This window comes from Ornithinimicrobium sp. CNJ-824, assembly GCF_001942405.1.
GTDB classification, from domain to species: Bacteria; Actinomycetota; Actinomycetes; order Actinomycetales; family Dermatophilaceae; genus Ornithinicoccus; species Ornithinicoccus kibberensis.
Map to the genome: position 1 here is coordinate 47,918 of NZ_MKKA01000009.1, position 26,842 is coordinate 74,759.

Consider the following 26,842-nt stretch of genomic DNA (forward strand, 5'->3'; position numbering starts at 1 on the left):
CGCGCGTGCGCGCCCTCCTCGTCCTCGTCGCGCACGACCTGCGCCAGCACCTGCGTGACCGGTCGATGGTCCTCTTCGCCGTCGTCATCCCGCTGGCGCTGTCGGCGGTCTTCAGCCTGGCGTTCTCGGGCGTGGACGACCCGCAGCTGGAGCCGGTCACGGCGGCGGTCTCGGTGCCCGAGGGCGACGAGGCGGCCGCCGCCGTCCCGCAGACGCTGGCCGGCCTGGCCGAGGCGGGGATCGACGTCACCGTGCTCGAGGTCCCCGCCGACGAGGTCACCGCCGCCGTCACCTCCGGCCAGGCCCAGGTCGGGATCACCCTGCCGCAGGGGTATGCCGCCGCGCTCGCCGACGGGACCGGCGCCACCGTGGAGGTCGAGGTGGGCGAGGACGCCGGCCTGGCCGGCCAGGTGGTCGTCGGGGTGGTCAGCAGCACCGTCCAGGCGATGGGCCGCGACGCCACGGCCGTCGCCGCCGGGGCCGAGCTGGGCCTGGACGGGCAGCAGCTGGAGGCGCTCGTGGCCCAGCTGTCGGGGGGTGGGTCGGGGGCCGGGGGTCCGTCCGAGGCCGAGGCGAGCGCGGCCGACGGTGCCGCAGGGACAGCCGAGGGCGCCGAGGACGGGCTCGCGACGGGCGGGGCCGCCTGGACGGTGCGGGGGGTCGCCGGCGGTCAGCTGTCGCTGTCGGCCGGGATCGTGGCCGGGCAGGCCGGGATGTTCCTCTTCTTCACCGTCGGCTTCGCCGTGCTGACGATGCTCACCGAACGGGAGTGGGGGACGCTGGCGCGGGTGCGCTCCGCCCCGATCCGGCCGTGGCTGGTGCCGCTGGCCAAGGCGGTCGTGGCGGTCCTGCTCGGCACGGCGTCCACGACGGTGCTGCTCGTCGCCGGGTCGCTGTTCCTCGAGAACGTGGCCTTCGGGTCCTGGCCCGTGGTCCTCGTCCTCGTCGTGGCGGTGGTGGCCGCGGCGACGTCGGTCATGGCCCTCATCCTCAAGCTGGCCGGCACCGCCGAGCAGGCCAGCCTCATGCTCTCGGTCGTGGCCATCTCGCTCGGCGTCGTCGGCGGGACCTTCTTCCGGGTGCCGACGAGGGGCTCCTGGGCCAGGTGCTCGCGCTCAACCCGGTCGCGGCGCTCGGCCGCGGGCTGAGCATCACCGCCGGAGGCGGCGGGGTCGCCGACCTCGGCCCGGTCCTGCTGACCCTGGTCGGCTTCATCGCCGCCCTGCTGCTGCTCGCCCGGGTCGTCCCGGGCCGGAAGGACCCGCTGTGAGCGCCGTCGTCGCCATCGCCGTCCACGAGCTCAAGCGGTTCCTGGCCGACCGGTTCAACCTGTTCTTCGTCCTCGTGCTGCCGATGATCCTCGTCGTCGTGCTGGGCCTGCAGGCCACCTCTCAGTCGGCCAGCTCGGTCGGCGTCGTGGACGGGGCCGCCGGGGACGGGGCGGCCACCCTGACCACCGTCCTCGTCGACCAGCTGGAGGCGGCCGGGCTGGAGGCCACGGCATACCCCGACGAGGAGGAGCTGGGGGATGCCGTGACCGAGGGGGCCCTCGACGTCGGGGTGGTCGTGCGCTCGGCCGAGCCCGTCGCCCTGGAGATGGTCGCCCCCGGTGAGGAGGCGCCCCCGGGGCTGGACCAGCTGGTGCAGGGGGCGGCCGACTCGGCGGTCGTCGAGCTGGGCCGCCGGCAGGCGCTGGCCGGTGCGGCCGACGGCGTCTCGCCCGACGACGTCGCGGCGGCGCTGGCGCGGGCCGAGGAGCAGCGCGACCCCGTGACGGTGGACGTGCGCTCCACCGACCCGGTGATGCAGGAGTTCGCCTCGATGGGCCGCTTCGACATCGGCGCCGGCGGGCAGCTGCTGCTCTTCGTCTTCCTCAACACCCTCACGGCGGCCAGCGCGACCATCCAGGCGAGGCGCAGCGGGGCGCTGCGGCGGGTCATGGCGGCCCCGGTGAGCGCCCGGCAGGTGGTGGCCGGGCAGGCGCTCGGACGGTTCGTCGTGGCGGTGTTCCAGGGCGTCTACATCATGGCGGCCAGCTCGCTGCTCTTCGGCGTCGAGTGGGGCAACCTCGCGGTGGTCTCCGTCGTGGTCGCGGTGTTCGGCCTGGTCGCGGCCGGCGTCGCGATGCTCATCGGCGTGCTGATGGACGGCGAGGGCGTGGCCAGCGGGGTCGCGGTCGGCGTCGGCCTGGTGCTCGCGGCGCTGGGCGGCTCGATGGTGCCGCTGGAGTTCTTCCCCGAGACGATGCGCCGGTTCGCCTACCTCACGCCGCACGCCTGGGCCTACGAGGCGATCGCCGAGGTCCAGCGCCGCGGCGGGGGCCTGGTCGACGTGCTGCCGCAGGTCGGGGTGCTGGCCGGGATGGCCGCGGTCGTGCTCGCCCTCGGCACTTGGGCGCTGCGCCGGAGCCTCGGCCGCGTGATGTGAGGGGTGGGCCGCCCGGCGCCCCCGGCAGCGTGGAGGATCGTGGTCGTCCTGACGACCACGATCGGTCAGCCTGCCGGTTCCAGGGCCTCTGACGGCTCAGGGGCCCCGAGGCGGGTGAGGATCGCGGAGGAGGGGGGACCGCCTCGCCGGCCGTACCACATACCCCCAGGGGTATCATGGAGGCATGGCCGACCGTTCCCTCGCCCACCTGCCCGTGACCCTGTTCTCCGCCGTGATGGGTCTCGGGGGGACCGCGCTGGCCTGGCGCCGTGCGGCCCGCGTGTGGGAGCTGCCCGAATGGCCCTTCCTCACCTTCCTCGCGCTGGCCAGCGTCGCGTTCGTCGTCGTGGCCGTGGCGTACGTCGCCAAGTGGGCGTGGCACCCGCAGGCCGCCCGGGCCGAGCTGCGGCACCCGGTGAAGATGGCCTTCGCCCCCACGATCACCATCGCCGTCCTCATCCTGGCCACCGCCTACGCCGAGATCGCCCCGACCCTCGCCACCGTCCTGTGGTGGGTCGGCGCCGTCGGGCACCTGCTGGCCACCGTGCTCGTGCTCACCGCGTGGGCCGGGCGCGGGGACATCGGCGCCTCCCAGATCACGCCCGCCTGGTTCATCCCCGTCGTCGGCAACATCGTCACCCCGCTCGCGGCCGGGTCGGTCGGCTCGGTCGAACTGGCCTGGGTGGCGTTCGGGGTCGGCGTGCTCTTCTGGGTGGCCCTGCTGCCCCTCGTCCTGGAGCGCGTGCTCATCCACGCCGAGCCGCTGCCCGCCAAGCTGCTGCCCACGCTGGCCATCTTCGTCGCCCCGCCGGCCGTGGCCCTGCTGTCCTGGGAGGTGCTCACCGGCCGCGTCGACGACCCCTTCGGCCGCATCCTCCACGCCGCCGTCCTGGCGTTCGTCGCGGTCCTGGTCGCGCAGGCCGGCCGGCTGCACCGCATCCCCTTCGCGCTGCCCTACTGGGCCTACACCTTCCCGCTCGCCGCCGCCGCGGTCGCCACGACGGCCATGGCCGGGGCCCGTCCAGGGTGGGGCTACGACCTGGTCGCCGGCGCCCTGCTCGCCCTCGTCACCGCGCTCGCGCTCTACGTGCTCGCGCTGACCCTGCGGGCGGCCGTCCGCGGTCAGATCTGCGTCCCCGAGGAGGCACCGCGGCCGGCTCCTGCCACGATGGCTCCGTGAGCTCCTTCGACGAGCACCTCCAGGACTGGCGGTCCTACACCGCCGAGCCCTGGAACCGGGTCAGGTATGCCGTCGTGCGCGACGTGCTCGCCGCCCACCTGGGGGACGTGGGGACCGGGGCCCCGCGGCTCGACGTGCTCGACGTCGGCGGCGCGGACGGGCTGGACGCCGCCCCCCTGCAGCGGCTGGGGCACCGGGTGACCGTGCTCGACCCGGCCGAGGGGATGCTGGCGCTGGCGCGGGAGCGGGGCCTGCGGACCGAGGTCGGCGGGCTGGACGACCTGGGCGGCCGGCCGGCCGTCGACGCCGTCCTGTGCCACTACGTGCTGCAGTACCGCCCCGACCCGGCCGCGGACCTGCGCCGGCTCGTGCGCGTGCTCCGGCCGGACGGCCTGCTGACGGTGGTGCTGCCGAACCCGGACCACCGGGTGCTGACCACCTTCCTGCGACAGGGGCCGGACGCGGCGCTGGCCGAGCTGGCGGCCACGAGGGCCCCGACGCTGACGTTCGGCACCGAGGTCGCCAAGATCGCCCTGCCCCGGCTGGAGCGCTGGGTGGCCGACGCCGGGATGGAGGTCGTCGACGTCTTCGGCGGGCGGACCGTCGGCGACCTCATGCTCGACAACGGGCCCAAGGAGGACCCGGAGTTCTACGCGTCCTGGGAGCGGCTCGAGATCGCCCTGTCGCGCCGGGAGCCGTTCCGGCGGATGGGCCAGTTCTACGGGGTGGTCGCCCGCCGGGCCTGCTGACCTACGAGGCCGGGACCCGCACCTCGTCGACCTGGTCCACGTCCACCGCCGCCCCGCTGAACTGCGCGGCGTGCAGCCGGGCGTAGGCCCCCTCGGCCGCCAGCAGCTCCTCGTGGGTGCCCTGCTCGACGATGCGGCCGTGCTCCATGACGAGGATCAGGTCGGCGTCGCGGATCGTCGAGAGCCGGTGGGCGATGACGAAGCTGGTGCGGTCGGTCCGCAGCCGGGCCATCGCCTCCTGGACGAGCAGCTCGGTGCGGGTGTCGACCGAGCTGGTGGCTTCGTCCAGGATGAGCAGGGAGGGCTGGGAGACGAACGCCCGGGCGATGGTGATCAGCTGCTTCTCGCCGACGCTGATCGAGGAGCCCTCGTCGTCGAGGACGGTGGCGTAGCCGTCGGGCAGGTGCTGGACGAACCGGTCGACGTAGGCCGCCTCCGCCGCAGCCTGCACCTCCGCGTCGGTCGCCCCGGGCCGGCCGTAGGCGATGTTGTCGCGGATCGACCCCTCGAAGACCCAGGCGTCCTGGAGCACCATCCGATCCGGGCGCGCAGGTCGTGCCGGGTCATCGTGGTGATGTCCCGCCCGTCGAGGGTGATCCGGCCCCCGGCGAGCTCGTAGAACCGCAGGACCAGGTTGACCAGCGTCGTCTTCCCGGCCCCCGTCGGCCCCACGATCGCCACCGTCTGTCCCGGCTCGGCGACGAGTGAGAGGCCCTCGATGAGGGGCTCCTGGCCGTAGGAGAAGTCGACGTCCTCGAAGACGATCCGGCCCCGCGGCGCGCTGACCGGGGCGGCGTCCACCGGGTCCGGCGTCTCGGTCGGTGCGTCCAGCAGCTCGAAGACCCGCTCGGCCGAGGCGACGCCGGACTGCAGCAGGTTGGCCATCGAGGCGACCTGGGTGACCGGCTGGGTGAACTGGCGGGAGTACTGGATGAACGCCTGCACGCTGCCCAGCGACAGGGTGCCGGTCGCCACCCGCAGCCCGCCGACGACCGCGACGAGCACGTAGCCGAGGTTCCCCACGAAGAACATCGCCGGCATGATGATGCCGCTGATGAACTGGGCCCGCCAGGTGACGTCGTAGAGCTCCTCGTTGGTGGCCCTCATGCGGGCGGTGACCTGCTCGCGCCGGCCGAAGACGGTGACCAGCTCGTGCCCGGTGAAGGCCTCCTCGATCTGCCCGTTGAGCGTCCCGGTGTGCTTCCACTGGGCCTTGAACAGCTTCTGCGAGCGCTTCGCCACGAGGATGGTCACGACCACGGACACCGGGATCGTGCCCAGCGCGATGAGGGTCAGCACGGGCGAGATCCACAGCATCATGCCCAGGATCGCGACCACCGTGACGGCGGCGCTGAGCAGCTGCCCGAAGGTCTGCTGCAGCGTCTGCTGCAGGTTGTCCAGGTCGTTGGTGACCCGGGAGAGGATCTCCCCGCGGGGCTGCCGGTCGAAGTAGGACAGCGGCAGCCGGTGCAGCTGGTCCTCGGACTCGGACCGCAGGTCGCGGACGGTCCACATAGAGATCCGGTTGACCAGTCGGACCGCGATCCAGGTCAGCAGCGCGGCGGCCAGGTAGAGGCCGACCACCTGGGCGATGACGAGGGCCAGGGCGTCGAAGTCGATGCCCTGGCCGGGGACGAGGTGGGGCGTGCCCTCCACGAGGTCGGCGTAGGTCTCCTGCCCGTCGGCACGTAACCCGGCCGCGACGTCCTCGACCGACGCCCCGGCCGGCAGCCGGGACCCGATCCAGCCGCCGAAGACCAGGTCGGTCGCCCGGCCCAGGACCCGGGGGCCCAGCGTGCCGAGGACGACGCCCACCACGGTGAGCACGACCGACAGGCCGATGAGCAGCCGGTAGGGAGCCAGGCGGCGGGCCAGCCGGGCCGCCGACGCCCGGAAGTCGGACGGCTTCTCCACGGGGGCACCCATCCCGTGGGGGCCTCCGGGACGGGGTCCGCGCCGGACCTCGGGGCGTCGGTCCTCGCTCACGACGACGCCCCCGCCAGCTCCTGGGACCGGGCGATCTCCACGTAGGTCGGGCAGCTCGCCAGCAGCTCGTCGTGCGTCCCGGTGCCCACGACCCGCCCGGCGTCCAGGACGACGATCTGGTCGGCGTCGACGACGGTGGAGATGCGCTGGGCGACGACGACCACCGTGGCCTGCCGCGTGATGGGACGCAGGGCGGCCCGCAGCCGGGCGTCGGTGGACAGGTCGAGCGCCGAGAAGCTGTCGTCGAAGAGGTAGATGTCCGGCCGGGCGACCAGCGCCCGGGCGATGCACAGCCGCTGCCGCTGGCCGCCGGAGACGTTCGTCCCGCCCTGGGCCACCGGGTGGTCGATACCGTCCGACCAGGTGGAGACGAAGTCGGCGGCCTGGGCCACCCGCAGGGCCTCCCAGACCTGCTCGTCGGTGGCGTCCGGGTCGCCGAACCGCAGGTTGCTGGCGACCGTGCCGGAGAACAGGTAGGGGCGCTGCGGCACGAGGCCGACCCGCGCCCACAGGTCGTGGGGGGCCAGGTCGCGCACGTCGACGCCGTCCACCCGGACGGCCCCGCCGGTCACGTCGGCCAGGCGGGGGATGAGGCGCAGCAGCGTCGTCTTGCCCGCGCCGGTGCCCCCGACGATCGCGGTGGTCGTGCCGGGGCGGGCGGTGAAGGTGACGTCCCGCAGCACCGGCTCCTCCGCCCCCGGGTAGGTGAACGACACCCCGTCGAGGTGGACGGTGCCGTGCCGGGTCGGCGGCGTCGCCGGATCCTCGGGCCGGACCACGCTCGTCGCGGTGTCGAGCACCTCGCCGATCCGCTCGGCGGCCACGGAGGCGCGGGGGATCATCGTGGCGACCATCGTGGCCATCATGATCGACATGAGGATCTGGATGAGATAGCTGATGTAGGCGATGAGCGAGCCCACCTGCATCGCCCCCGACTCCACCCGCTGGGCGCCGAACCACACCACGCCGACGCTGGAGAGGTTCATCACGAGCATGACGAAGGGGAACATCAGCGCCATCAGGTCCCCGACCCGCAGCCCGATCCGGGTGAGCTCGGTGTTGGTCGTCCGGAAGCGTGCCTTCTCGTCCTCCTCGCGGGTGAACGCCCGGACCACCCGGATGCCGCCGATCTGCTCGCGCATCACCCGGTTGACGGCGTCGAGCTGCTTCTGCTGCGCCCGGAAGAGCGGCACCATGGCCCGGATGACCAGGCCCATCCCCGCGAGCAGGACCAGGACGGCCACGGCGATGAGCCAGGACAGGCCGACGTCCTGACGGATGGCCATGACCACCCCGCCCACCCCGGTGATCGGGGCGGCCACGAGCATGACCAGCGTCATGAAGGTCAGCATCTGGACCTGCTGCACGTCGTTGGTGCTGCGGGTGATCAGCGTCGGGGCTCCGAACTGGCCGAGCTCGCGGGAGGAGAACGACAGCACGGTGTCGAAGACCCCCGCGCGCAGGTCGCGCCCCACCCCCATCGCGGTCCGCGCGGCGCACCACACTGCGCCGATCTGGGAGACCACCTGCACGGCGCTCACCGCGAGCATGACCGCACCGACCCGCCAGATGTATGCCGTGTCCCCCCGGGCCACGCCGTTGTCGATGATGTCGGCGTTCAACGCGGGCAGCCACAGACTGGCCAGGGTGGCCACCAGCTGCAGCACCAGGACCCCCACGACCAGTCCGAGGTAGGGCCGCAGCCGGCGGCGCAGGACTCGGATCAGCACAAGGTCGATTGTGCACCCCGGGTCTGTCGGTCCTCTCAGGTTCACTGCTCCCGTCTCACCCCTGAGGGGGTGGCGGCGAGGTGGCCGTGACGTCACTTTGCCGTTCCGTGACCTGTTCCGACCGATCGTTACCCAGTCGTAACCAAGGCACCATTCAGCCGACGACCAGTCTTTGGCAGGCTCGGGGGCGGCGTGCGCCGACCGGCGTGCGTCTCGGCATCAAGGGAGATAGTCGCGTGAACTCAGCACCTCGAGGAAACAATCCTCGCCGTGCTCTCGCGGGTGTCGTCGCCCTGACCATGACGGGGGCGCTCGCTGCTCCCCTGTCCGCGGCAGCCAACGACGACTACCTGGCCCCGGGATCCCCGCGCCCGAGAGCAAGATCCAGGGCAGCACCATCAGTGGCGTGGAGATGGCGCCGCACGCCTTCTTCGTCCAGTTCGCCTCGGCGCCCACCAGCGAGGGTGGCTCGCTGCAGCAGATCCAGGCCGAGCGCAACCAGTTCCTGGCGGACGCCGAGCAGGCCGGGGTGGACGTCGAGGTCCGCGCCGAGTTCGACAGCCTGTGGAACGGCATCTCGGTCAACGCCATGGAGGACAAGCTCACCGAGCTGGCGTCCTCCCAGGTCGTGGAGGCCATCTTCCCGATCGCCGTGATGGACGCCCCGGAGGAGCCCGAGGCGACGACCATCGACCCGGAGATGTTCACCGCGCTTTCGATGACCGGTGCCGACGTCGCCCAGAGCGAGCTGGGTTACACCGGCAAGGGGATCAAGGTCGGCGTCATCGACACCGGCATCGACATCGACCACCCGGACCTGGGCGGCAACGGCGAGCCGGGCAGCACGCCCTTCCCGTCGGCCCGGGTGACGCATGGCTACGACTTCGTCGGCGACGCGTACAACGCCGACCCCAGTTCGGACGCCTACAGCCCCCAGCCCATCCCGGACGAGAACCCCGACGACTGCCAGGGGCACGGGACGCACGTGGCCGGCATCGTCGGCGCGGACGGCACGGTCGACGGCGTCGCCCCTGACGTGACCTTCGGTGCCTACCGGGTGTTCGGCTGCGAGGGCTCCACCGACGCGACGTGATGCTCCGCGCGATGGAGCGCACCCTCGCCGACGGCATGGACGTGGTGAACCTGTCCATCGGCTCGGCGTTCTCCGCCTGGCAGGAGTACCCCACCGCCCAGGCGACCGATGCCCTGTCCCGTGAGGGCGTCATCGTCACCGCCTCCATCGGCAACAGCGGCGACAGCGGCCTGCACTCCGCCGGTGCCCCCGGCGTGGGCCACGACACCATCGGGGTCGGCTCGGTCGACAATGTGGCCTACCGGGCGAACATGTTCCTCGACGCCGACGGCGAGCCCGTCCCCTACAGCGAGGCCACCGGTGCGCCGGCGGCCCCGACCTCCGGCACCGAGGCCGTCGTCCCCGTCGGTGCGCCCGGTACCACCGAGGCCCAGGCCTGCACGGCTCTGCCGACAGACGTGGCTGCCGCGGTCGAGGGCAACATCGCCCTCATCCAGCGTGGCACGTGCACCTTCCACGCGAAGGCCGTCAACGCCATGAACGCCGGTGCCTCCGGCGTCATCATCTACAACAACGTGGCCGGTGCCTTCAGCCCCACCGTTGCGGGCGACCCCGCGGTGACCATCCCCGTGGTGGCCATCACGCGCGCCGACGGCGAGGCTCTCGACGACGACGCGGCGGCCGGCGACGGCACCACGTCCATCACGTGGACCGACGAGCAGGTCGAGGCGCCCAACCCGACCGGTGGCCTGATGAGCAGCTTCAGCTCCTACGGCACCACGGCCGACCTGACGTTCAAGCCGGACATCTCGGCGCCGGGCGGGTCGATCTACTCGACCTACCCGCTCGAGCAGCAGCCCTACGCCACGCTGTCGGGCACCTCCATGGCCGCCCCGCACGCAGCCGGTGCCGCCGCGCTTATGCTCGAGGCGAGCCCGGGTCTGCTGCACGACGAGCTGCTGCTTCGCCTGCAGAACACCTCCGAGGTCCTGGAGTGGAACCTGCTGTCCGGCTACGGCCCGGAGGTCGTGCACAAGCAAGGGTCGGGCATGATCCAGGTCGACGAGGCCATCCTGGCCGAGACCATCGCTGCACCCGGCATCATCCAGCTGGGCCAGCAGCTGTCCGGTGAGAGCTCCACGCAGGAGATCACCCTCACCAACACCGGGACCCTGACCAAGACGTTCACGGTCGAGCACGTCCCGACCGTCGCCACGGGAGGGACGGCCAACGACTACGGCTTCTACCTCTCCTACGCCGACGTGGACGTGCCCGCGAGCGTGACCGTGCCGGCCGGTGGCACCGCCACCGTCCCGGTGACGATCACCTCGCCGGCGGAGGGTGTCACCTTCGGTGGGTACATCTCCTTCGACGACCCGGACGGCATCGACTACTCGGTCGCCTACGGCGGGTCCGCCTACGACCTGCAGGACGTCGAGGTCCTCGCCGACATGGTCGCCGAGGACGCGGAGGGCAACCTCGTGACCACCCTCGAGCTGCCCGCGCTGCTCGAGGTCGCCGAGTGCGACACCTTCCTCGGGGTCGACTGCGTCGACGCGGACGGCAGCTACAACCTGGTCGACGAGGGCAACATCTACGAGATGGACGGCAACGACGTGCCGACCCTCGCGCTCCACTTCGAGCACCAGGCCCGCCACATGGAGTGGGAGGTCTACCGCGCGAACGTCGACGGCACCAAGGGTGCCTCGGTCGGCGTCGTCACTGAGGTGGACTACCTGGCCCGCTCCGGCAGCCGCAACGGCATCTCGGCGTGGACCTGGGACGGCAAGTACGTCGACTCCGACGGTGCCCGTCAGCGGGTGACGTCCGGGGACTACATCCTCGAGGTGCGGGTCACCAAGGCCAGCGCCTGGAACGACGACCGTGACCCGGGCGTCGAGACCTGGACCAGCCCGTACTTCACGGTGGCCTGGGAGGGTGACTCGACCGTCGACAGCCCGACCGTCACCCGGGCCCTGGGCCAGGACCGCTACTCCGTCGCCTCCGAGCTGGCGGTCGAGAACTTCGACGCCGGCGTGGAGAAGGTCTACGTCGCCAACGGGTGGGTCCACGCGGACGCCCTGTCCGGTGGTGCCCTGGCCGCGGCGGACGACGCTCCGGTGCTGCTGACCACGGACAAGGTCATCCCGGCCGCGACCCGCATGGCGCTGCAGACCCTGCAGCCCGAGCAGATCGTCGTCCTCGGCGGCACGACGACCATCACCCCGGCCCTGGCCGAGGCGTTGGCCGACTACGCCCCCGTGAAGCGGCTGGACGGTCTCAACCGCTACGCGCTCTCGGCGAACATCGCCGCCGAGTTCGACGCGGCCGACACCGTCTTCGTCGCCGGTGGCGAGGTCTACGCGGACGCACTGTCCGCCTCGGCCCCCGCGGGCATGATGGAGTCCCCGGTCATGCTGGTCCGTCCGACCGGTGTCCCGGCGGAGGTCATCGACGAGCTGGAGCGGCTCTCGCCGGACCGGATCGTCGTCGTGGGTGGTCCGTCCACGGTGAGCGAGAACATCCTCACCGACCTGGGTGCCTACGCCCCCGAGGTCGAGCGGATCGGCGGTGAGGACCGGTTCGCCGTGTCCGCCGGCGTCGCGCAGCGCTTCTACGACGCCCCCGTCGACCACGCGCTGGTGGCCACCGGCTGGAACTACCCGGACGCCCTGGCCGCCGGCCCGGTCGCCGCGAAGTACAACAGCCCGGTCCTGCTGGTCAAGACCGGCTCGGTCCCGGCCCCGATCCTGGAGGCCATCATCGACCTGCGGGTGCAGGAGATGACCATCGCCGGCGGTTACGTCTCGGTGGAGAAGGCCGTCGAGGACCGGCTGAACGACATCGTCTACCCGTGAGGTCCTGACCTCGCAGGACCGACGGTCCACGCAGGCGCCCCTCGCACCCGTCCGGGTGCGGGGGGCGCTCGCATGCGTACGACCACATACATCACACACGCCACACGCGTCACAACTGTGTAACGTTTCGTCGGATCGGGAACCCGGCCGTCGGAACGGTGCTAGGGGAGGGCTACGGTGCGAAGTGTCCCGTAACGCCCCCCAAAGGTGCCGCTCATGAACTCCCTGGTCCTCGCCCTCATCGGTGTGGCGATGATCCTGGCGGGCTACTTCCTCTACTCGAAGTTCCTCGCAACCCGGATCTACGCCCTCGATGACTCGATCCCCACCCCCGCGCACACGTTGGAGGACGGCGTCGACTACGTCCCCACCAACAAGTACGTCCTGTGGGGCCACCACTTCACCTCGGTCGCCGGTGCGGCCCCCATCGTCGGCCCGGCCATCGCGGTCATCTGGGGATGGCTGCCCGCCTTCCTGTGGGTCACCATCGGCACCGTCTTCTTCGCCGGCATGCACGACATGGGCGCCCTGTGGGCCTCCATCCGCAACAAGGGCCAGTCGATCGGCGCGCTGTCCGGACGCTACATCGGCGCCCGCGGCCGCAACCTGTTCCTGGTCGTCATCTTCCTGCTGCTGCTGATGGTCAACGCGGCCTTCTCGGTCGTCATCGCCAACCTGCTGGTCTCCACCCCGACGGCCGTCATCCCGACCTGGGGTGCGCTCCTGGTTGCGCTGCTCGTCGGCCAGGCCATCTACCGCTTCAACTGGAACCTGCCGCTCGTCTCCGTCGTGGGTGTCGTCGCGCTCTACACCCTCATCCTGATCGGGAACAACATCCCGCTCTCGCTGCCGGAGACCGTGCTCGGGCTGCCCGAGCGCTCGGCGTGGATCCTCCTGCTGTTCATCTACGCCGGCATCGCCTCGTTGCTGCCCGTGTGGATGCTGCTCCAGCCGCGCGACTACATCAACGGCCTGCAGCTGTTCATCGCCCTGGGCATCCTCTACGGCTCGGTGCTCATCGCCCGGCCCGAGGTCGTCGCCCCGATGTACAACGCCTCCCCGCCGGAGGGCACCCCCTCGCTCGTGCCGCTGCTCTTCGTCACCATCGCCTGCGGCGCCATCTCCGGCTTCCACGGCATGGTCAGCTCCGGCACCAGCTCCAAGCAGCTGGACAAGGAGACCGACGCGCGCTTCGTCGGCTACTTCGGGGCCGTCGGCGAGGGCCTGCTGGCCCTCGGCTCGATCATCGCCACCACCGCCGGCTTCGCCACGCTCGCCGACTGGGAGGGCGTCTACCAGAAGTTCAACGACGGCGGCGTGGTCGCCTTCGTCCAGGGTGGTGCCGCGATCGTCGAGTCGGGCATCGGCCTGCCGCAGTCGCTCGCCGCGACCATCATGGCGACCACCGCGATCCTCTTCGCGGCCACCACGATGGACACCGGGGTGCGCCTGCAGCGCTTCGTCGTCCAGGAGATCGGCGAGCTCGCCGGGGTCTCCCTCACCAAGCTGGTGGCGACCGTCATCGCCGTGGGTGTCGCGCTCGCGCTCACCTTCGGTGCCGGTGCCGACGGCTCGGGCGGTCTGCTCATCTGGCCGCTCTTCGGCACGACCAACCAGCTGATGGCCGCGCTCACGCTGTCGATCCTGGCGATCATGCTCATGCGTCGCCGCCGCTCGGCGCTGCCGGCCCTCATCCCGCTGGCGTTCGTGGCCTTCATGACGCTCTACGCCGCGATCATCCAGCTCGGGACCCTGTGGGAGAGCAGGAACTGGCTGCTCCTCGTGATCGACATCGTCATCATCGTCGCGGCCGTCTGGGTCATCGTCGAGGCCATCCTGGCGATGCGCACCGCCCGGGACTACCCCGGTGACGACGACGCCGAGCTGCGCGAGCTCAGCGTCGCGCAGATCGCCATCGGTCTGGACAGCCCGGCCCCCAGCGAGGACACCGACGCCGGTCACCACCACCAGCGCCACCGGGGCGACCCGCCGCCGCCCACACGCGACTGACCGACCCGACCCCCCGGCCCGGGGCCTGCCCAGGCACCCGGCCGGGGGGACGGCATACGCTGGCACCATGACCGACACCCCGCAGCCGCGCAGCCGCCTCGCGCAGGTGGCCGCGGGGCTGCGGGACTTCTACAGCGGGCCGTACCGACGGACCTTCGCCCGTGCCCGCCAGGACGAGGACGACCTGTTCATGGTCATCGTCATGGCCGAGGCGCTCGGGGTGCCCAACCCGGCGAGCTACTACACGGTCGAGCTGCTGCCGGTGGTCTACGAGCAGTTCCACGACTGGCACCGGCGGATGGGCATGGACCGCTCGCCGCTGGACCACTTCTCCTGCTGCTGATCCGTCGGCCGGCACCGTCCCCTCGCCACTGAAGGACCCATGAGCTCGCCCCTGACCGACCTGATCACGCACCGCGACGTCCTCTTCGTGGGGGGCAAGGGAGGTGTGGGCAAGACGGCCGTCGCCTCGGCGCTCGCGCTGGACAGCGCCCGGTCGGGCCGGCCCACGCTGGTGGTGTCCACCGACCCCGCGCACAACCTGGGGCACCTGTGGGGACGCCGGGTCGGGGACGACCCGGTCGAGCTGGCCCCGCTGCTGCGCGGCCTGGAGATCGACCCGGGCAGGACGACCGACGCGCACCTGGCGGCCGTGCGGCAGACGATGCGCCGCCTGATGCCCGAGCACCTGCAGGGGGAGGTCGACAAGCACCTCGACCTGGCCCGCGACGCGCCGGGGACCCACGAGGCGGCCGTGCTGGAGCGGCTGGCGGAGGTGCTGGAGCAGCGCGACCGCGACGAGCTGGTCGTCGTCGACACCGCGCCCAGCGGGCACACGACCCGGCTCATCGCCCTGCCCGAGCTCATGCAGGCCTGGACCGAGGGGCTGCTGAGCCGGCAGGAGAGGTCGGCCCGGTTCGGCGCCGCGCTGCGGGGGCTGGAGGGTGACCGTGGCGAGCAGGCCGCCGCGGACGTGGTGGGGTTCGTGCCGCGCTACGGCGAGCAGCCGGGCGACCGCGGTGGTGACCGGCGGGCCCGGAGGGACGCCGAGATCCGGCGGGTGCTCGACCGCCGGCAGGAGCAGTTCCGGACCCTGCGCGAGCTGCTGCAGGACCGGGACCGGAGCGCGTTCGTCATCGTCCTCGCCGCCGAGCGGCTGCCGGTGCTGGAGACGGTCGAGCTTCACCAGCAGCTGACCCGTTCGCACATGCACGTGGCCGCGCTCGTGGTCAACAAGCGCTCGCCCGCCGACGCGGGCGACCTGCTGGCCGCCCGGAGGGCCGTGGAGGAGGGCTACCTGGCCCAGCTGGCCGACGAGCTGCCCGACCTCCCGGTGGTCGAGGTGCCGCTGCTGCCGGGCGAGGTGCTGGGCGAGGAGGGCCTGACGGAGCTGGCCCGCTGGCTGCGCGGCGCCCCGGCCTGACGCGTCCGGTGCCCCCGGCCTGACGCGTCCGGCCGGTGCGGTCGGGGCGGCCGGTGTGGTCGTGCTGTCGGACGGCGGGTTGTGGCCCTGGGAGGGGCCAGAGGTGGTCGCGCGAGCGGGATGTCCTCCGGCCGGTGGGCTCGTGCGGCGGGTTGTGGCCCTGGGAGGGGCCACGAGTCGTCGACCGAGCTGAGCCCGCCCGGTGAGCCCCGCCCGGTCCCCGCTCGGTGCCCGCCGAGCGACCCCCCCGGTGAGCCCCGCCCTGTGGATGACCGGGATCACCAGACCCGCACGCTGGGCAGGATCGGGCCATGCTGCCCCGGCCAGCCGTCGCCAACCGTCAGCACGGGGTCGTCACGCGGGCCCAGGCGCTGGCCGCGGGCATGACCGCCAAGCAGGTCCGGTGGCGGCTGCACCGCGGGGACTGGCAGCCGGTGCACCGGGGCGTCTACCTGACCACCACCGGCACGATCACCTGGCAGGCGCGTGCATGGGCCGCCCTGCTGCGGTGCGGCGACGGGGCCTGCCTGGCGATGGACGCAGCGGCCCACGTCTGGCGGTTGACCACGCTCGAGCCGGCCACCATCACGGTCGGCGTGCCCGAGGGCCGGCACCCCACCCCCGTCGAGGGGGTGGAGGTGACCCGGCGGCGGCGACTGCGGACGAGAACGGTCGACGGGTTCCCCGTCACACGGCTGGCCCAGACGGTCATCGACCTGGCCGACCGGCGGAACGGCACGCTCGACGACGCGGTGGCCCTGGCCGCGCGGGCCTGCCAGCGCCGGTCCGCGACCCAGGCGGCCCTGCTCGAGGAGCTGTCGGAGCGTCGGGCGCACCGATGGGGGCGAGAGCTGCGGCTGGCGTTCGGCGAGATCGGCGAGGGGGCCGAGAGCCTCCCGGAGGTCTGGTACGTCACCCGCGTCCAGGAGCCCCACGGGCTGCCGGCCTTCGAGCGGCAGGCCCAGGAGGAGGACAGCACACGCACGGACCTCAAGAACCGCCAGTACGGCGTCAACCTCGAGGTCGACGGCCTGGTCTGGCACGCGGGGGAGCGGTTCCACGGCGACCGTCGGCGCGACCGCCGGGCCGCGGCGCGGGGCGAGGTGACCCTGCGGATGACCTACCTGGAGCTGGACCAGACGCCATGCGACCTGGCGGTCGACGTGGCCCGGACGTTGGCCGCCCGGGGGTGGACGGGGACGCTGACACCCTGCGGGCCGGACTGCCCGGCGCACGCGGCGCTGTCGCCGCCGGTGGCGTGACCGATTGTGGCCCGGTGAGGGGCCAGAGATCGTCGTGCGAGCCGACGGGGGCCACCGCCCAGCACCTGACCGCACGAGATGACGGGGGTGGTGCCCGGGTGCCCGGGTGCTGGGTGCCTGGGTGCCCGGGTGCCTGCACGGCATACCCCACCCCGGTGTCCATGCCGGGGACGACGAAGCGTAGTTTCGGATCATGATCGTCAACGAAGACACCTCGGTCGACACCGCACACGAAGTGGGCCGCGGCCCGCGCACCGTCATCTGCCTGCCGGGTTGGTTCGGCTCGTCGTCGGGCTGGGGCCCGGGCTTCCTCGACGCGCTGGACACCGAGCGCTTCCGCTACGAGTTCATGGACTACCGCGGCTACGGGGAACGGCGTGGGTCCGGCGGCCCCTACACGATCGACCAGATCGCGGCGGACGTCCTCGAGCTCGCCGACGACCTCGGCGTGCAGACGTTCTCCCTCGTCGGCCACTCGATGGGTGGCAGCGCGATCCAGCGGGTGCTGGCCCTGGCCCCCGACCGGGTGGAGGCGATCGTCGGCATCAACCCGGTCCCTGCGTCCGGGACGCCGTTCGACGAGGAGGGGCGCCAGCTCTTCGACAGCGCCGCCGCCGACGACACCGCCCGCGAGACCATCGTCGACCTGACCACCGGCAACCGGCTCTCCGCCTGGTGGATCGACCGCATCGTGCGGCACAGCCGCGGGCACAGCGACGAGGAGGCCTTCGGTGCCTACCTCTCCGCGTGGGCCGACACCGACCACGCGGCCGACGTGCCGGTGGACCGGGTCCCGGCGCTCGCCGTCGTCGGTGAGCACGACCCCGCCGTGACCGAGGAGGGCGTGCGGCAGACCTGGGCCCGGCTGCACCCGAGCTCGACCGTGGTCGTCGTGCGCAACGCGGGCCACTACCCCATGTACGAGACCCCCGTGCGCCTGGCCACGATCCTGGAGGAGTTCCTCGAGACGCACTCGGTGGCGGCCGGCAAGGACTGAGCGCAGCGCCGCGGACCGGCTCCCGTATGCGGAGCCGGTCACGCCGTCGTCGGACCCGAGCGAGGGCACCCAGGAGGGCGCGCCCCGCCCGTGACGAAGAGGCGCGCCCTCTCGCACGGACGTCCGTCCCCCGACTCGACGGGGCCGCAGCCTGGGTGAGTGCCACGCCCCGGCGACGTCCGTGCCGACCATGCGCGGGGAAGGGGCGGGGATGAAGGGTGGTGCACCACCCGCCTCCGCGTCAGGCCGTGCCACGACGCTACTGCGGAACAGGCAAAGGCAGGGTATGGAGTTGGTCAACGTTCGGTCATGATCGTCCGGTCTGGGGCACACTGCTGCCATGCGGCTGTCCCGGGTGATCGAGACCTCCGCCGCCGTCGCCGCCACCCGGTCGCGGCTGGCCAAGGTCGACGAGCTCGCACGCACGCTGCGCGAGGCGGCGGGGGTCACCGCCCGCGAGGAGGACCGTGCGTCGGACGACCCCCCGCCCGGCGACACCCCACCCGCCGACCTCCCGCCCGCCGACCGGGAACGCCTGGTCCGCATCACCGCCGACTACCTCGCCGGCACCCTGCCGCAGCGCACCGTCGGCGTCGGCTACCGGGGGCTGCGCGACCTGCCCGCCCCCGCCGAGGAGCCCGACCTGAAGGTCCTCGAGGTCGACGAGCTGCTCACCCGGATGGCCGGCCTCGCCGGGCCCGGGTCGGCGGCCGCCCGCTCGGCCGCGGTCGCCGCGCTGTTCGGCCGCGCCACCGCCGACGAGCAGCGTTGGCTCGTCGGGCTGATCACCGGCGAGCTGCGCCAGGGAGCCTCCGACGGGGTCCTCCTGCCCGCGGTGGCCCGGGCCGCCGACGTGCCCGAGACCCTCGTCCGCCGCGCCGTCATGCTGGCGGGCTTCACCGGCCCGGTCGCCGCCGCTGCCCTCCTTCACGGCGAGGAGGCTCTCGCCGAGATCCGCCTCGAGGTCGGCCGGCCGCTGCGCCCGATGCTCGCCGGCTCCGAGCCCGACGTCCCCGCCGCGCTCACCCACCGGCGCGACCCCGGCACCCCTGTCGCGGTGGACACCAAGGTCGACGGCATCCGCCTGCAGGTCCACCTCGACCGGGCCGCCGAGGTGCCGGCGCGCCTCTTCACCCGCTCCCTCGACGAGATCACCGACCGGCTCCCCGAGGTCGTCGACGCGATCCTGGGGCTGTCGGCGGACACGGCGGTCCTCGACGGCGAGGTCATCGCCCTCGACCCCGACGGGCGGCCGCACCCGTTCCAGGTCACCGGCGCGCGGACGGCCAGCAGCGCCGAACCCGGGACGCTCGCGCAACGGACACCCGTGACGACCTTCCTCTTCGACGTGCTCCACCTCGACGGCCGCGACCTGGTCGACGAGCCGGCCCACGTCCGCTGGTCGGTCCTCGACGAGCTCGCGCCCCACCTCGTCGTGCCCCGGGTCGTCACCAGCGCCGAGGACGAGGCGACCGCCTTCTTCGAGCAGGTCCTCGCCGCCGGCCACGAGGGGGTCGTCGTCAAGGACCCGGACGCCCCCTACGCGGCCGGGCGTCGCGGCGCCGGCTGGGTCAAGGTCAAGCCCCGCCGGACGGCCGACCTCGTCGTCGTCGGCGTCGAGTGGGGCAGCGGCCGCCGCAGCGGCAAGCTCTCCAACATCCACCTCGCCGCCCGCCGTCCCGGCACCGACGAGCTGGTCATGGTCGGCAAGACGTTCAAGGGCATGACCGACGCCCTGCTCGCGTGGCAGACCGAACGCTTCCTGGCGCTGGAGACCCACCGCGACGGGTATGTCGTGCACGTGCGCCCCGAGCAGGTGGTCGAGATCGCCTACGACGCGGTGCAGACCTCGCGCCGCTACCCCGGCGGGATCGCGCTGCGGTTCGCGCGGGTGCTGCGCTACCGGGACGACAAGGGGCCGGACGAGGCGGACACCCTCGACGACCTGCGCTGAACGCCCCGCTCAGACCGAGCGGTAGCGCTCGTGCCGGCCCCGCAGCCGCTCCTCCCGAGGCACCTCGAGCAGCTCCCGCAGGTGGGCCCCGGTCACCCCGGTGATCCGGCGGCAGAACGCCGCCGGCTCCTGCGCCGCGTCCGGGTGCTCGGCCACGATCTCGTCGACGACGCCGGTGGCGCGCAGGTCCACGGAGCGGATGCGGTGCAGCTGGGCCATCTCGGGGGCGCGGTCGCCGGTGCGGTGGACGATGGCGCTGGCGCCCTCGGGCGGCAGCGGGGCGATCCAGCCGTGCTCGGCGCAGACGGTCCGGTCGGCGGGCATGAGCGCCAGCGCGCCGCCGCCGGTGCCCTCGCCCAGGACGACGGAGACGACGGGCACCTCGACGGTGACCAGCGCGGCCAGGCACCGGGCGATCTCCCCGGCCATCCCACCGTGCTCTGCCTCCACGGACAGGTCGGCCCCGGGGGTGTCGATGACGGTGAGTAGCGGCAGGCCGAGCTCCTCGGCGAGCTGGAAGCCGCGCTGGGCCACCCGCAGCGCCCCGGGGCCCAGGTAGGCCTCCCGCTGGGCCTTGCGGTCCTGGCCCACGAGCACGCAGGAGAACCCGGGGAAGCGGGCCAGGCCCATGATGACGGTCAGGTCCGACTCGCCCGAGCCGGTGCCCCGCAGGGGGATGAAGACCTCGGCCCCGTGGTGCAGCAGCTCGCGCAGCCCGGGCCGGTCGGCCCGCCGGGTGGCCTGCACCGACGTCCAGGCCGGCCGGGCGGACAGCTCGTCCAGGTCGGGCTCGGTGCCGTGCTCGCCGGTCGGCGCCTGCTCCCCGGCCAGCACCCGCAGGGCGTCGATGGCCACCCGGCGCAGGCCCTCCAGCGGGACGACGCCGTCGATGACGCCGCGGCGGGCGAGGTTCTCGGCGACCTGGACCCCCTCGGGGAAGGGCTCGCCGTGGATGATCTCGCGCACCCGCGGCCCGAGGAAGCCGATGAGCGCCCCCGGCTGGGCGATGGACAGGTGGCCCAGCGAGCCCCACGAGGCGAGCACGCCGCCGGTCGTGGGGTCGCGCAGGTAGACCAGGTAGGGCAGCCGTGCCCGCCGGTGCGCCGCGACGGCCTGGCCGATCTTGACCATCTGCACGAACGCCGGCGTGCCCTCCTGCATCCGGGTCCCTCCGGACGACGGCGACGCGAGCATCGGCAGGCCCTCGGCCGTGGCCCGCTCGAACGCCCTGGTGATCCGCTCGCTGGCGGCCGACCCGATCGACCCCGCCAGGAACGAGAACTCCCCGGCCGCCACGGCCACCCGGCGACCGTCCAGCCGGCCCTCGCCGGTGAGCACGGCCTCGTCCACCCCGCTGCGCTCCCGCGCCCGGGCCAGCTGCGCGGCATACTCCGGCCCGAGGTCCGGCTGCTCCGGCTCGGTGTCCCACGAGACGAAGCTGCCCTCGTCGAGGACGGCCGTGAGCACGTCGCGGGCGCTGAGCCGGGGCATCTCAGCCCTCCTGCAGCCAGGCGCGGACGGCGGGTCCGTGCTCGTCGAGCAGCGGCGGGCTGGCGTGCTCGGTGGGGGTGGTCTCGGTGCCGTCGGGGGCGAAGAAGCGCAGCGGCGGCCCGGGCAGCTGGACCGGCCCGAGGGTGGGGTGGTCGACGTCGACGAGCAGCCCCTGGGAGCGGGTCTGGTCCCACTCGTAGACCTCCTGCAGGGTGCGCACCCGGCCCGAGGGCACGCCGGCCGCGGCCAGCCGCGCGAGCAGCTCCTCGCCGGGGAGGTCCGCGAAGGCGTCCTCCAGCACCTCGATCACCCGCTGCCGGTTGGCCACCCGTTCGCCGTTGGTGCGCATCCCCTCGGCCTCGGGGTCGAGGTCGAACTCGGTGCACAGCCGCCGCCACAGGCTCTCGTTGCCGCAGGCGACCTGCACGGCCCCGTCGGCGCAGTGGAACAGCCCGTACGGGGCGATCGAGGGGTGGTGGTTGCCCTGCGCCGCGGGCACCTCGTGCGCCACGGTCCACCGGGTGCCCTGGAAGGCGTGCACGCCCACGATCGAGGCCAGCAGCGAGGTCCGCACGACCTGCCCGCGGCCGGTCCGCTCCCGCTCCAGCAGCGCGGCCAGCACGCCGTAGGCGCCGTACATCCCCGAGAGCAGGTCGCCGATCGGCACGCCCACCCGCTGCGGGTCGTCCGGGCCGGAGCCGGTCAGCGACATCAGCCCGGCCTCGCCCTGGGCGATCTGGTCGTAGCCGGCGCGCCCGCCCTCCGGCCCGTCGTGGCCGAACCCCGAGATCGACAGCACGACCAGGCGCGGGTTCAGCTCGGCCAGGTGGTCGGGGGCGAACCCGAGCCGGTCCAGCGTGCCGGGGCGGAAGTTCTCCATGAGCACGTCGGCCCGGCGCACCAGCTCGGTCAGCACCGCCCGCCCGTCGTCGGACTTCAGGTCGAGGGCGACCGACTCCTTGTTGCGGTTGCACGACAGGAAGTAGGTCGCCACGTCCGCCCCGTCGGAGCCCGGCACGAACGGCGGACCCCAGGAGCGGGTGTCGTCACCGGTCCCGGGCGTCTCCACCTTGATCACCCGCGCCCCCAGGTCGGCCATCATCATCCCCGCGTGCGGCCCCGCCAGCGCGCGGGTCAGGTCGATGACGACCGTGCCGGACAGCGGTCCCGGCCGCTCCTGGGGGTATGCCGTCGCGCCGGCCCCCTCGGGCGCGTCGCGGTGGTCCTGGGTCGGGTCGGTCATCGCCGCTCCCTGCTTCCTTCGTTGGCTCGGTCCGGGTCTGGTCCCCACCCAAGCAGGTCGGCCGACGTGACCGCGCTCACAAGGTGTCATCGGGTTACCCCCGGATTTCTGGCAACTCTTGCCGACAGGCGTCCGGCCGTCCCGCGCCTAGCCTGGGTGCAGCGGTGCTGCATACCCCGAGGTCGTCCACCCGAGGCGTCCCCGGCGGTCGCGGCGGCACCCGTTCCGACCATTCACGAGGAAGGTGTGCGGCATGCCCGACCCCATCGAGGTACGCAAGGTCCCGATCCACTCCGTCAGCGACGCCAGCGAGTTCACCCGGCTGCTCGACGACGGCGTGCTCCAGGCCGACCGGGTGCTGGCCATCATCGGCAAGACCGAGGGCAACGGCGGGGTGAACGACTACACCCGCATCATCGCCGACCGGGCGTTCCGCGAGGCCCTCATGGCGCGCGGCGTCGACCAGGAGAAGGTCAGGCAGATCCCGATCGTCTGGTCCGGCGGCACCGACGGCGTCATCAGCCCCCACGCGACGATCTTCGCCACCGTCGACCCGGCCTCCGTCGAGGCCACCGACGAGCCGCGGCTGACCGTCGGCATGGCGATGAGCGAGCCGATCCTGCCCGAGGAGATCGGGCACATGGGCATGGTCGACAAGGTCGCCGACGCGGTGAAGGTCGCCATGGAGAAGGCCGGGATCACCGACACCGCGGACGTGCACTACGTGCAGACCAAGACCCCGCTGCTGACGATCGACACGATCCGTGACGCGCACAGCCGGGGCGAGGACGTCTTCACCGACGACACGCTGACCTCGATGGACGTGTCCAACGGCACGACCGGCCTGGGCATCGCCAAGGCGCTGGGCGAGGTCACCGACCTGTCCGACGCGGACATCATGAAGGACCGCAGCAAGTACTCCGCCGTCGCGTCCTGCTCCTCCGGCGTCGAGCTGGACCGGGCCCAGGTGGTCGTCGTCGGCAACGCCAAGGGGGTCGGCGGACGCTACCGCATCGGCCACTCGGTGATGGAGCACGCGCTCGACCAGGACGGCATCTGGAACGCGATCAAGGACGCCGGGCTCGAGCTGCCCGACCGCCCGCACCGCGACGACATCCAGGGTCGGCTGGTCAACGTCTTCCTCAAGTGCGAGGCCAGCGGCGACGGCAAGGTCCTGGGCCGGCGCAACGCCATGCTCGACGACTCCGACGTGCACTGGCACCGCCAGATCAAGGCGGCCGTCGGCGGCGTGACCGCGGCCGTGACCGGCGACCCGGCCGTGTTCGTCTCCGTGTCGGCCGCCCACCAGGGGCCCGAGGGTGGTGGCCCCGTGGCCGCGATCGTCGACCTGGGCGAGGAGCCGACGGGCTACGTGCCGCCGGCCGACTGAGCCGGCGAGAGTCCGGGCTCGAGCCCGGCAGCGCCCCTGCACCTGACGGTGCGGGGGCGCTGCCGTGTCCCGGTCCGGGCGTGGGCCGGATGACACCTCACGGGAGGGTGCTCGACGCGGGGCCGACAGCCGGCCGACGCGGGCGCGCCCCACTCTCGTCCGGTTCTTGACAGGTGACGGGGACGCGACCAGGGAAAACGTCGCCGCGCCGGTCAAGAACCGGCTGACAGTGCCTGTGACCGGCGGCGTCCTGGCGGCTCAGCTCACAGCCGCGGCGCCTGCTCGGCGAACCTCGTCGCCCGCTCGTAGACCCTCGTCAGCCGCAGCAGCCGGTCGTCCGACCACGGCGCCCCGACCAGCTGCAGCCCCACCGGCAGGCCGTCGACGAACCCGCCCGGCACCGACACCGCCGGGCACCGGGTGGCCGAGACGACCGAGCAGGAGCGCATCCACTCCACGTAGGTCTCCAGCTCCACCCCGTCGATCTCCCGCGGCCACCTCTTCTCGGTCGGGAACGGCATGACCTGCACCGTCGGGGTGAGCAGCAGGTCCCACCCGTCGAACCACTCGCGCACCGCGGCGTCCAGCCGCCCCCGCGCCTCGGCGGCCGACATCAGCTGCTCCGCGCTCAGCTCCAGACCGCGCCGGACGTTCCAGATGACGTCGTCCTTGACCATGCCGTCGTCCAGGTGCTCCAGCACGATCCGCCGCAGCCCGGTGGCCATGTCGAGGCCCGGGTCACGTCGAACACCTCGTCGGCGTCGCCCAGCCGCGGCGCCGACTCCTCGACGGTGGCGCCCAGCGAGGCGAGCACCTCGGCCTGCTCCAGCACGGCCCGCCGCACCTCGGGGGCCACGGGCACGCCGACGCCCAGGTCGACGCTCACCCCGACGCGCACGCCGGTCAGGTCGGCCGGGCCCTCGTCGTCCAGCAGCGCCGCGAACGCCTCCGGCGCCACGGGGCTCCGCAACGAGCTCGCCGGGTGCGGCCCGGCGACGACCGACATCCCCAGCGCGAGGTCGTCGACCGAGCGGCCCATCAGCCCGTTGCGGCTCAGCGTCGCGTCCGGGTTCGGCGCCGGCACCATCGGCACGACCCCGGGGCTGGGCCGCAGCCCGACCACGTTGCACCAGGCGGCCGGGTTGCGCAGGGAGCCGCCCATGTCGGACCCGTCGGCCAGCGCCTGGATGCGGGTCGCCAGCGCCGCCGCGGCCCCGCCGGAGGACCCGCCCACCGACCGCTCGGGGTCGTAGGGGTTGCCGGTCGCCCCGAACAGCGGGTTGAAGGTGTGCGACCCGGCGGCGAACTCGGGCACGTTGTTCTTGCCCGTGGCGATCACCCCGGCGTCCCACAGCCGCTGGACGATGAGGTCGGTGTGCTCGGGCACCTGGTCGGCCAGCACCGGCGAGCCCATCGTCGTCCGGATCCCCCGGGTGGCCAGGGTGTCCTTGTGCGTCATCGGTATGCCGTGCAGCGGCGCCAGCGCGCCCCCGCCGGCGGCCGTGCGGTCGGCCTCGTCGGCCGCCGCCAGGGCCCGCTCGGCCTCGAGGGTGACGACCGCGTTGACGACCGGGTTGACGGCCTCGATCCGGGCCAGGTGGTCCTCGACGACCTCCCGGGCGCTCACCTCGCGGGCGTGCAGCCGCCGTTGCAGCTCGACGAGCCCGAGCTCGTGCAGGGGGGTGGTGCTCATCGGTCGTCCTCCTGGTCCTCGGCGAACTGCCCGGCCAACGGCATGTCGACGTCGAGCAGCCGCTCCTCGGCGGGCTTCATCGAGTAGAGCACGATCGCGATCGCGGCGGCCGGCACGATGCCGGAGGTCATCAGCGCGGCGACGTTCTCCGGCAGGTTGGCGGCGATCTCCGGCCGCCAGGCGAAGCCCTGCCCGACGACGACCGACACGGCGATGATGATGAGGTCGTTCTGGGTGAGCGGCCGCGTGGTCAGCAGGCTGATGCCGGCCGAGATGATCATCCCGAACATCACCACCGCCGCGCCGCCGATGACCGAGGCCGGGATGACGGCGATGACCATCGCCAGCTTGGGCACGAAGCCGGACAGCACGAGGAAGATCGCCCCGACCGTCACGACGAACCGGCTCATCACGCCGGTGAACGCCACGAGCCCGACGTTCTGCGAGAACGAGGTGTTCGGCAGCGCGCTGAACAGCGCGGCGATGGCGGTGCCGACGCCGTCGCCCATGAGGCCGCCGCGCATCTCCTTCGTCGTCGGCTGGCGGTGGTCGCCGGCCCTGGTCAGCGCCGAGATGTCGCCCACCGTCTCGATCGAGGTGGCCACCGCCATCGCCCCCATGGCGATGAGCGCGGCGGCGGGGAACTCCAGCCCGAACTGCAGCGGCTGCGGCACCGAGAACCACGCCGCCGAGCCGACCCGGCCCCAGTCGACCATCCCGAGGCCGGAGGCGACGGCATACCCCGCGACGATGCCGATGAGCACCGCCGCGGCGCCGACGAACCCGCGCCCGAAGCGGTAGAGCACGAGGATCGCGACGAGCACGAACGTGGCCACCCCGAAGTTGCGCACCGAGCCCAGGTCCTCCGAGCCGGCGCCGCCGGCGAACAGCTGGATGCCGGTGGGGATGAGGCCGATGCCGATGACGAGCACGACGATGCCGGCCACCAGCGGCGGGAAGAACCGGCGGATCCGGCTGAAGACCGCGCCGAAGAGCACCTGGACCAGGCCGGCGAAGAGCGCGCCGCCGAAGACCGCCGCGAGACCGTACTGCTGGGCCAGCGGGATCGAGACGACGAGGAAGCCGAAGCTGGTGCCCTGCACGATCGGCAGACGCGCGCCGACCGGGCCGATGCCCAGCGTCTGCACGAGCGTGGAGATGCCGGCGACGAGCAGCGCCACCTGGACGAGGAAGGCGGTGTCCTCGGGGCTGGCGCCGATGGCGGTGGCCAGGATGACCGGGATGGTCACGTTGCTGGCCATCATCACCATGACGTGCTGCAGGCCGAGCGGGATCGCGCGCGCAGCGGCGGGCGGTCGTCGAGCCCGTAGCGGACGGGGGTGGGGCTGGTCGTGGACATGGGGGGGCCTCTCGGGGACGTCGTCGTCGACGGGGGGTGGGGGGTATGCCGGTCGC

General features: G+C 73.0%; 20 protein-coding genes and 1 pseudogene. 14 read left to right on the forward strand and 7 right to left on the reverse strand.

All coding sequences use genetic code 11. The features are described from left to right. Positions 1 to 5: 5 nt before the first annotated feature. The 5 genes from BJF81_RS03905 (at position 6) to BJF81_RS03920 (ending at position 4,356) form a co-directional block, all read left to right on the forward strand. Positions 6 to 1,148 (forward strand): ABC transporter permease, encoded by a 1,143-nt coding sequence (locus tag BJF81_RS03905; protein WP_075957241.1) that lies wholly within the window; start codon positions 6 to 8, stop codon positions 1,146 to 1,148. Continuing rightward, entirely contained in the window at positions 1,106 to 1,270 is a 165-nt protein-coding gene (locus tag BJF81_RS17890; protein ID WP_158068604.1) for a hypothetical protein, read from the forward strand. Before BJF81_RS03905 ends, BJF81_RS17890 begins: the two co-directional genes overlap by 43 nt. Further along, complete coding sequence (locus BJF81_RS03910; RefSeq protein ID WP_075957242.1) at positions 1,267 to 2,427, forward strand: ABC transporter permease; 1,161 nt, start codon at positions 1,267 to 1,269, stop codon at positions 2,425 to 2,427. The genes BJF81_RS17890 and BJF81_RS03910 overlap by 4 nt, the downstream gene beginning before the upstream one ends. A gap of 184 nt (positions 2,428 to 2,611) precedes the next feature. Continuing rightward, a complete protein-coding gene (locus BJF81_RS03915; protein WP_075957243.1) occupies positions 2,612 to 3,607 on the forward strand; it encodes an SLAC1 anion channel family protein in 996 nt (331 codons plus the stop codon). Then, entirely contained in the window at positions 3,604 to 4,356 is a 753-nt protein-coding gene (locus BJF81_RS03920) for a class I SAM-dependent methyltransferase (protein WP_075957244.1), read from the forward strand. The genes BJF81_RS03915 and BJF81_RS03920 overlap by 4 nt, the downstream gene beginning before the upstream one ends. Position 4,357: 1 nt before the next feature. On the opposite strand, the pseudogene BJF81_RS03925 reads toward BJF81_RS03920, so the two are convergent. Then, positions 4,358 to 6,282, reverse strand: a pseudogene (locus tag BJF81_RS03925) (ABC transporter ATP-binding protein). A gap of 56 nt (positions 6,283 to 6,338) precedes the next feature. Further along, positions 6,339 to 8,072: an ABC transporter ATP-binding protein gene (locus BJF81_RS03930; RefSeq protein WP_075957245.1), complete on the reverse strand. Its 1,734-nt coding sequence runs from the start codon at positions 8,070 to 8,072 to the stop codon at positions 6,339 to 6,341. A gap of 412 nt (positions 8,073 to 8,484) precedes the next feature. Here BJF81_RS03930 and BJF81_RS20535 point away from each other — a divergent pair, with 412 nt between their 5' ends. The 8 genes from BJF81_RS20535 to BJF81_RS03970 all read left to right on the forward strand — a co-directional run bounded on the left by BJF81_RS20535 (position 8,485) and on the right by BJF81_RS03970 (position 19,609). Beyond that, a complete protein-coding gene (locus BJF81_RS20535; RefSeq protein ID WP_075957246.1) occupies positions 8,485 to 9,165 on the forward strand; it encodes a S8 family serine peptidase in 681 nt (226 codons plus the stop codon). An 11-nt stretch (positions 9,166 to 9,176) separates the two neighbouring features. Continuing rightward, the gene (locus BJF81_RS20540; protein WP_158068605.1) at positions 9,177 to 11,963 is read left to right on the forward strand and encodes a cell wall-binding repeat-containing protein; all 2,787 of its coding nucleotides are present in this window, start codon (positions 9,177 to 9,179) and stop codon (positions 11,961 to 11,963) included. Between the two features lie 216 nt (positions 11,964 to 12,179). Continuing rightward, positions 12,180 to 13,973, forward strand: a complete 1,794-nt coding sequence (locus BJF81_RS03945) for a carbon starvation CstA family protein (RefSeq protein ID WP_075957248.1) — start codon at positions 12,180 to 12,182, stop codon at positions 13,971 to 13,973. A 67-nt stretch (positions 13,974 to 14,040) separates the two neighbouring features. After that, positions 14,041 to 14,316, forward strand: a complete 276-nt coding sequence (locus tag BJF81_RS03950; RefSeq protein WP_075957249.1) for a cory-CC-star protein — start codon at positions 14,041 to 14,043, stop codon at positions 14,314 to 14,316. A 39-nt stretch (positions 14,317 to 14,355) separates the two neighbouring features. After that, complete coding sequence (locus BJF81_RS03955; protein ID WP_075957250.1) at positions 14,356 to 15,396, forward strand: ArsA family ATPase; 1,041 nt, start codon at positions 14,356 to 14,358, stop codon at positions 15,394 to 15,396. 311 nt (positions 15,397 to 15,707) lie between these two features. Beyond that, complete coding sequence (locus BJF81_RS03960) at positions 15,708 to 16,658, forward strand: type IV toxin-antitoxin system AbiEi family antitoxin domain-containing protein (RefSeq protein ID WP_075957251.1); 951 nt, start codon at positions 15,708 to 15,710, stop codon at positions 16,656 to 16,658. A 193-nt stretch (positions 16,659 to 16,851) separates the two neighbouring features. Next, a complete protein-coding gene (locus BJF81_RS03965; protein WP_075957252.1) occupies positions 16,852 to 17,655 on the forward strand; it encodes an alpha/beta fold hydrolase in 804 nt (267 codons plus the stop codon). 340 nt (positions 17,656 to 17,995) lie between these two features. Next, on the forward strand, positions 17,996 to 19,609 hold the full coding sequence (locus BJF81_RS03970) for an ATP-dependent DNA ligase (protein ID WP_075957253.1): 1,614 nt from the start codon (positions 17,996 to 17,998) through the stop codon (positions 19,607 to 19,609). 9 nt (positions 19,610 to 19,618) lie between these two features. On the opposite strand, the gene BJF81_RS03975 is transcribed toward BJF81_RS03970, so the two are convergent. Further along, complete coding sequence (locus BJF81_RS03975; protein ID WP_075957254.1) at positions 19,619 to 21,100, reverse strand: carboxyl transferase domain-containing protein; 1,482 nt, start codon at positions 21,098 to 21,100, stop codon at positions 19,619 to 19,621. A gap of 1 nt (position 21,101) precedes the next feature. Then, positions 21,102 to 22,343 carry a CaiB/BaiF CoA transferase family protein gene (locus BJF81_RS03980; RefSeq protein WP_083663976.1) on the reverse strand — a complete coding sequence of 414 codons (1,242 nt, stop codon included), beginning with the start codon at positions 22,341 to 22,343 and terminating at the stop codon, positions 21,102 to 21,104. 253 nt (positions 22,344 to 22,596) lie between these two features. On the opposite strand from BJF81_RS03980, the gene atzD reads away from it, so the two are divergent. Then, positions 22,597 to 23,733, forward strand: a complete 1,137-nt coding sequence (atzD, locus tag BJF81_RS03985) for a cyanuric acid amidohydrolase (RefSeq protein ID WP_075957255.1) — start codon at positions 22,597 to 22,599, stop codon at positions 23,731 to 23,733. Positions 23,734 to 23,996: 263 nt separating this feature from the next. Here the strand turns inward: atzD and BJF81_RS20790 are convergent, their stop codons facing one another. The 3 genes from BJF81_RS20790 to BJF81_RS03995 form a co-directional block, all read right to left on the reverse strand. Continuing rightward, positions 23,997 to 24,458 (reverse strand): amidase family protein, encoded by a 462-nt coding sequence (locus BJF81_RS20790; protein WP_342447071.1) that lies wholly within the window; start codon positions 24,456 to 24,458, stop codon positions 23,997 to 23,999. After that, a complete protein-coding gene (locus tag BJF81_RS03990) occupies positions 24,362 to 25,426 on the reverse strand; it encodes an amidase (protein ID WP_342447072.1) in 1,065 nt (354 codons plus the stop codon). The genes BJF81_RS20790 and BJF81_RS03990 overlap by 97 nt, the downstream gene beginning before the upstream one ends. Beyond that, on the reverse strand, positions 25,423 to 26,842 hold a 1,420-nt coding region (locus BJF81_RS03995; RefSeq protein WP_143780656.1), incomplete at its 5' end, for a nucleobase:cation symporter-2 family protein. The genes BJF81_RS03990 and BJF81_RS03995, both read right to left, overlap by 4 nt.

Excerpts from the sequence above, each read along its gene's own strand:
- BJF81_RS03950 (WP_075957249.1), top strand. The coding sequence starts at position 14,041 with ATGACCGACACCCCGCAGCCGCGCAGCCGCCTCGCGCAGGTGGCCGCG.
- BJF81_RS03915 (WP_075957243.1), top strand. The coding sequence starts at position 2,612 with ATGGCCGACCGTTCCCTCGCCCACCTGCCCGTGACCCTGTTCTCCGCC.
- BJF81_RS03960 (WP_075957251.1), top strand. The coding sequence starts at position 15,708 with ATGCTGCCCCGGCCAGCCGTCGCCAACCGTCAGCACGGGGTCGTCACG.
- BJF81_RS03980 (WP_083663976.1), bottom strand. The coding sequence starts at position 22,343 with ATGACCGACCCGACCCAGGACCACCGCGACGCGCCCGAGGGGGCCGGC.
- BJF81_RS03975 (WP_075957254.1), bottom strand. The coding sequence starts at position 21,100 with ATGCCCCGGCTCAGCGCCCGCGACGTGCTCACGGCCGTCCTCGACGAG.
- BJF81_RS20790 (WP_342447071.1), bottom strand. The coding sequence starts at position 24,458 with ATGGCCACCGGGCTGCGGCGGATCGTGCTGGAGCACCTGGACGACGGC.
- BJF81_RS03955 (WP_075957250.1), top strand. The coding sequence starts at position 14,356 with ATGAGCTCGCCCCTGACCGACCTGATCACGCACCGCGACGTCCTCTTC.
- BJF81_RS03965 (WP_075957252.1), top strand. The coding sequence starts at position 16,852 with ATGATCGTCAACGAAGACACCTCGGTCGACACCGCACACGAAGTGGGC.
- BJF81_RS03945 (WP_075957248.1), top strand. The coding sequence starts at position 12,180 with ATGAACTCCCTGGTCCTCGCCCTCATCGGTGTGGCGATGATCCTGGCG.
- BJF81_RS20540 (WP_158068605.1), top strand. The coding sequence starts at position 9,177 with ATGGAGCGCACCCTCGCCGACGGCATGGACGTGGTGAACCTGTCCATC.
- atzD (WP_075957255.1), top strand. The coding sequence starts at position 22,597 with ATGCCCGACCCCATCGAGGTACGCAAGGTCCCGATCCACTCCGTCAGC.
- BJF81_RS03970 (WP_075957253.1), top strand. The coding sequence starts at position 17,996 with ATGCGGCTGTCCCGGGTGATCGAGACCTCCGCCGCCGTCGCCGCCACC.
- BJF81_RS20535 (WP_075957246.1), top strand. The coding sequence starts at position 8,485 with ATGGCGCCGCACGCCTTCTTCGTCCAGTTCGCCTCGGCGCCCACCAGC.
- BJF81_RS03990 (WP_342447072.1), bottom strand. The coding sequence starts at position 25,426 with ATGAGCACCACCCCCCTGCACGAGCTCGGGCTCGTCGAGCTGCAACGG.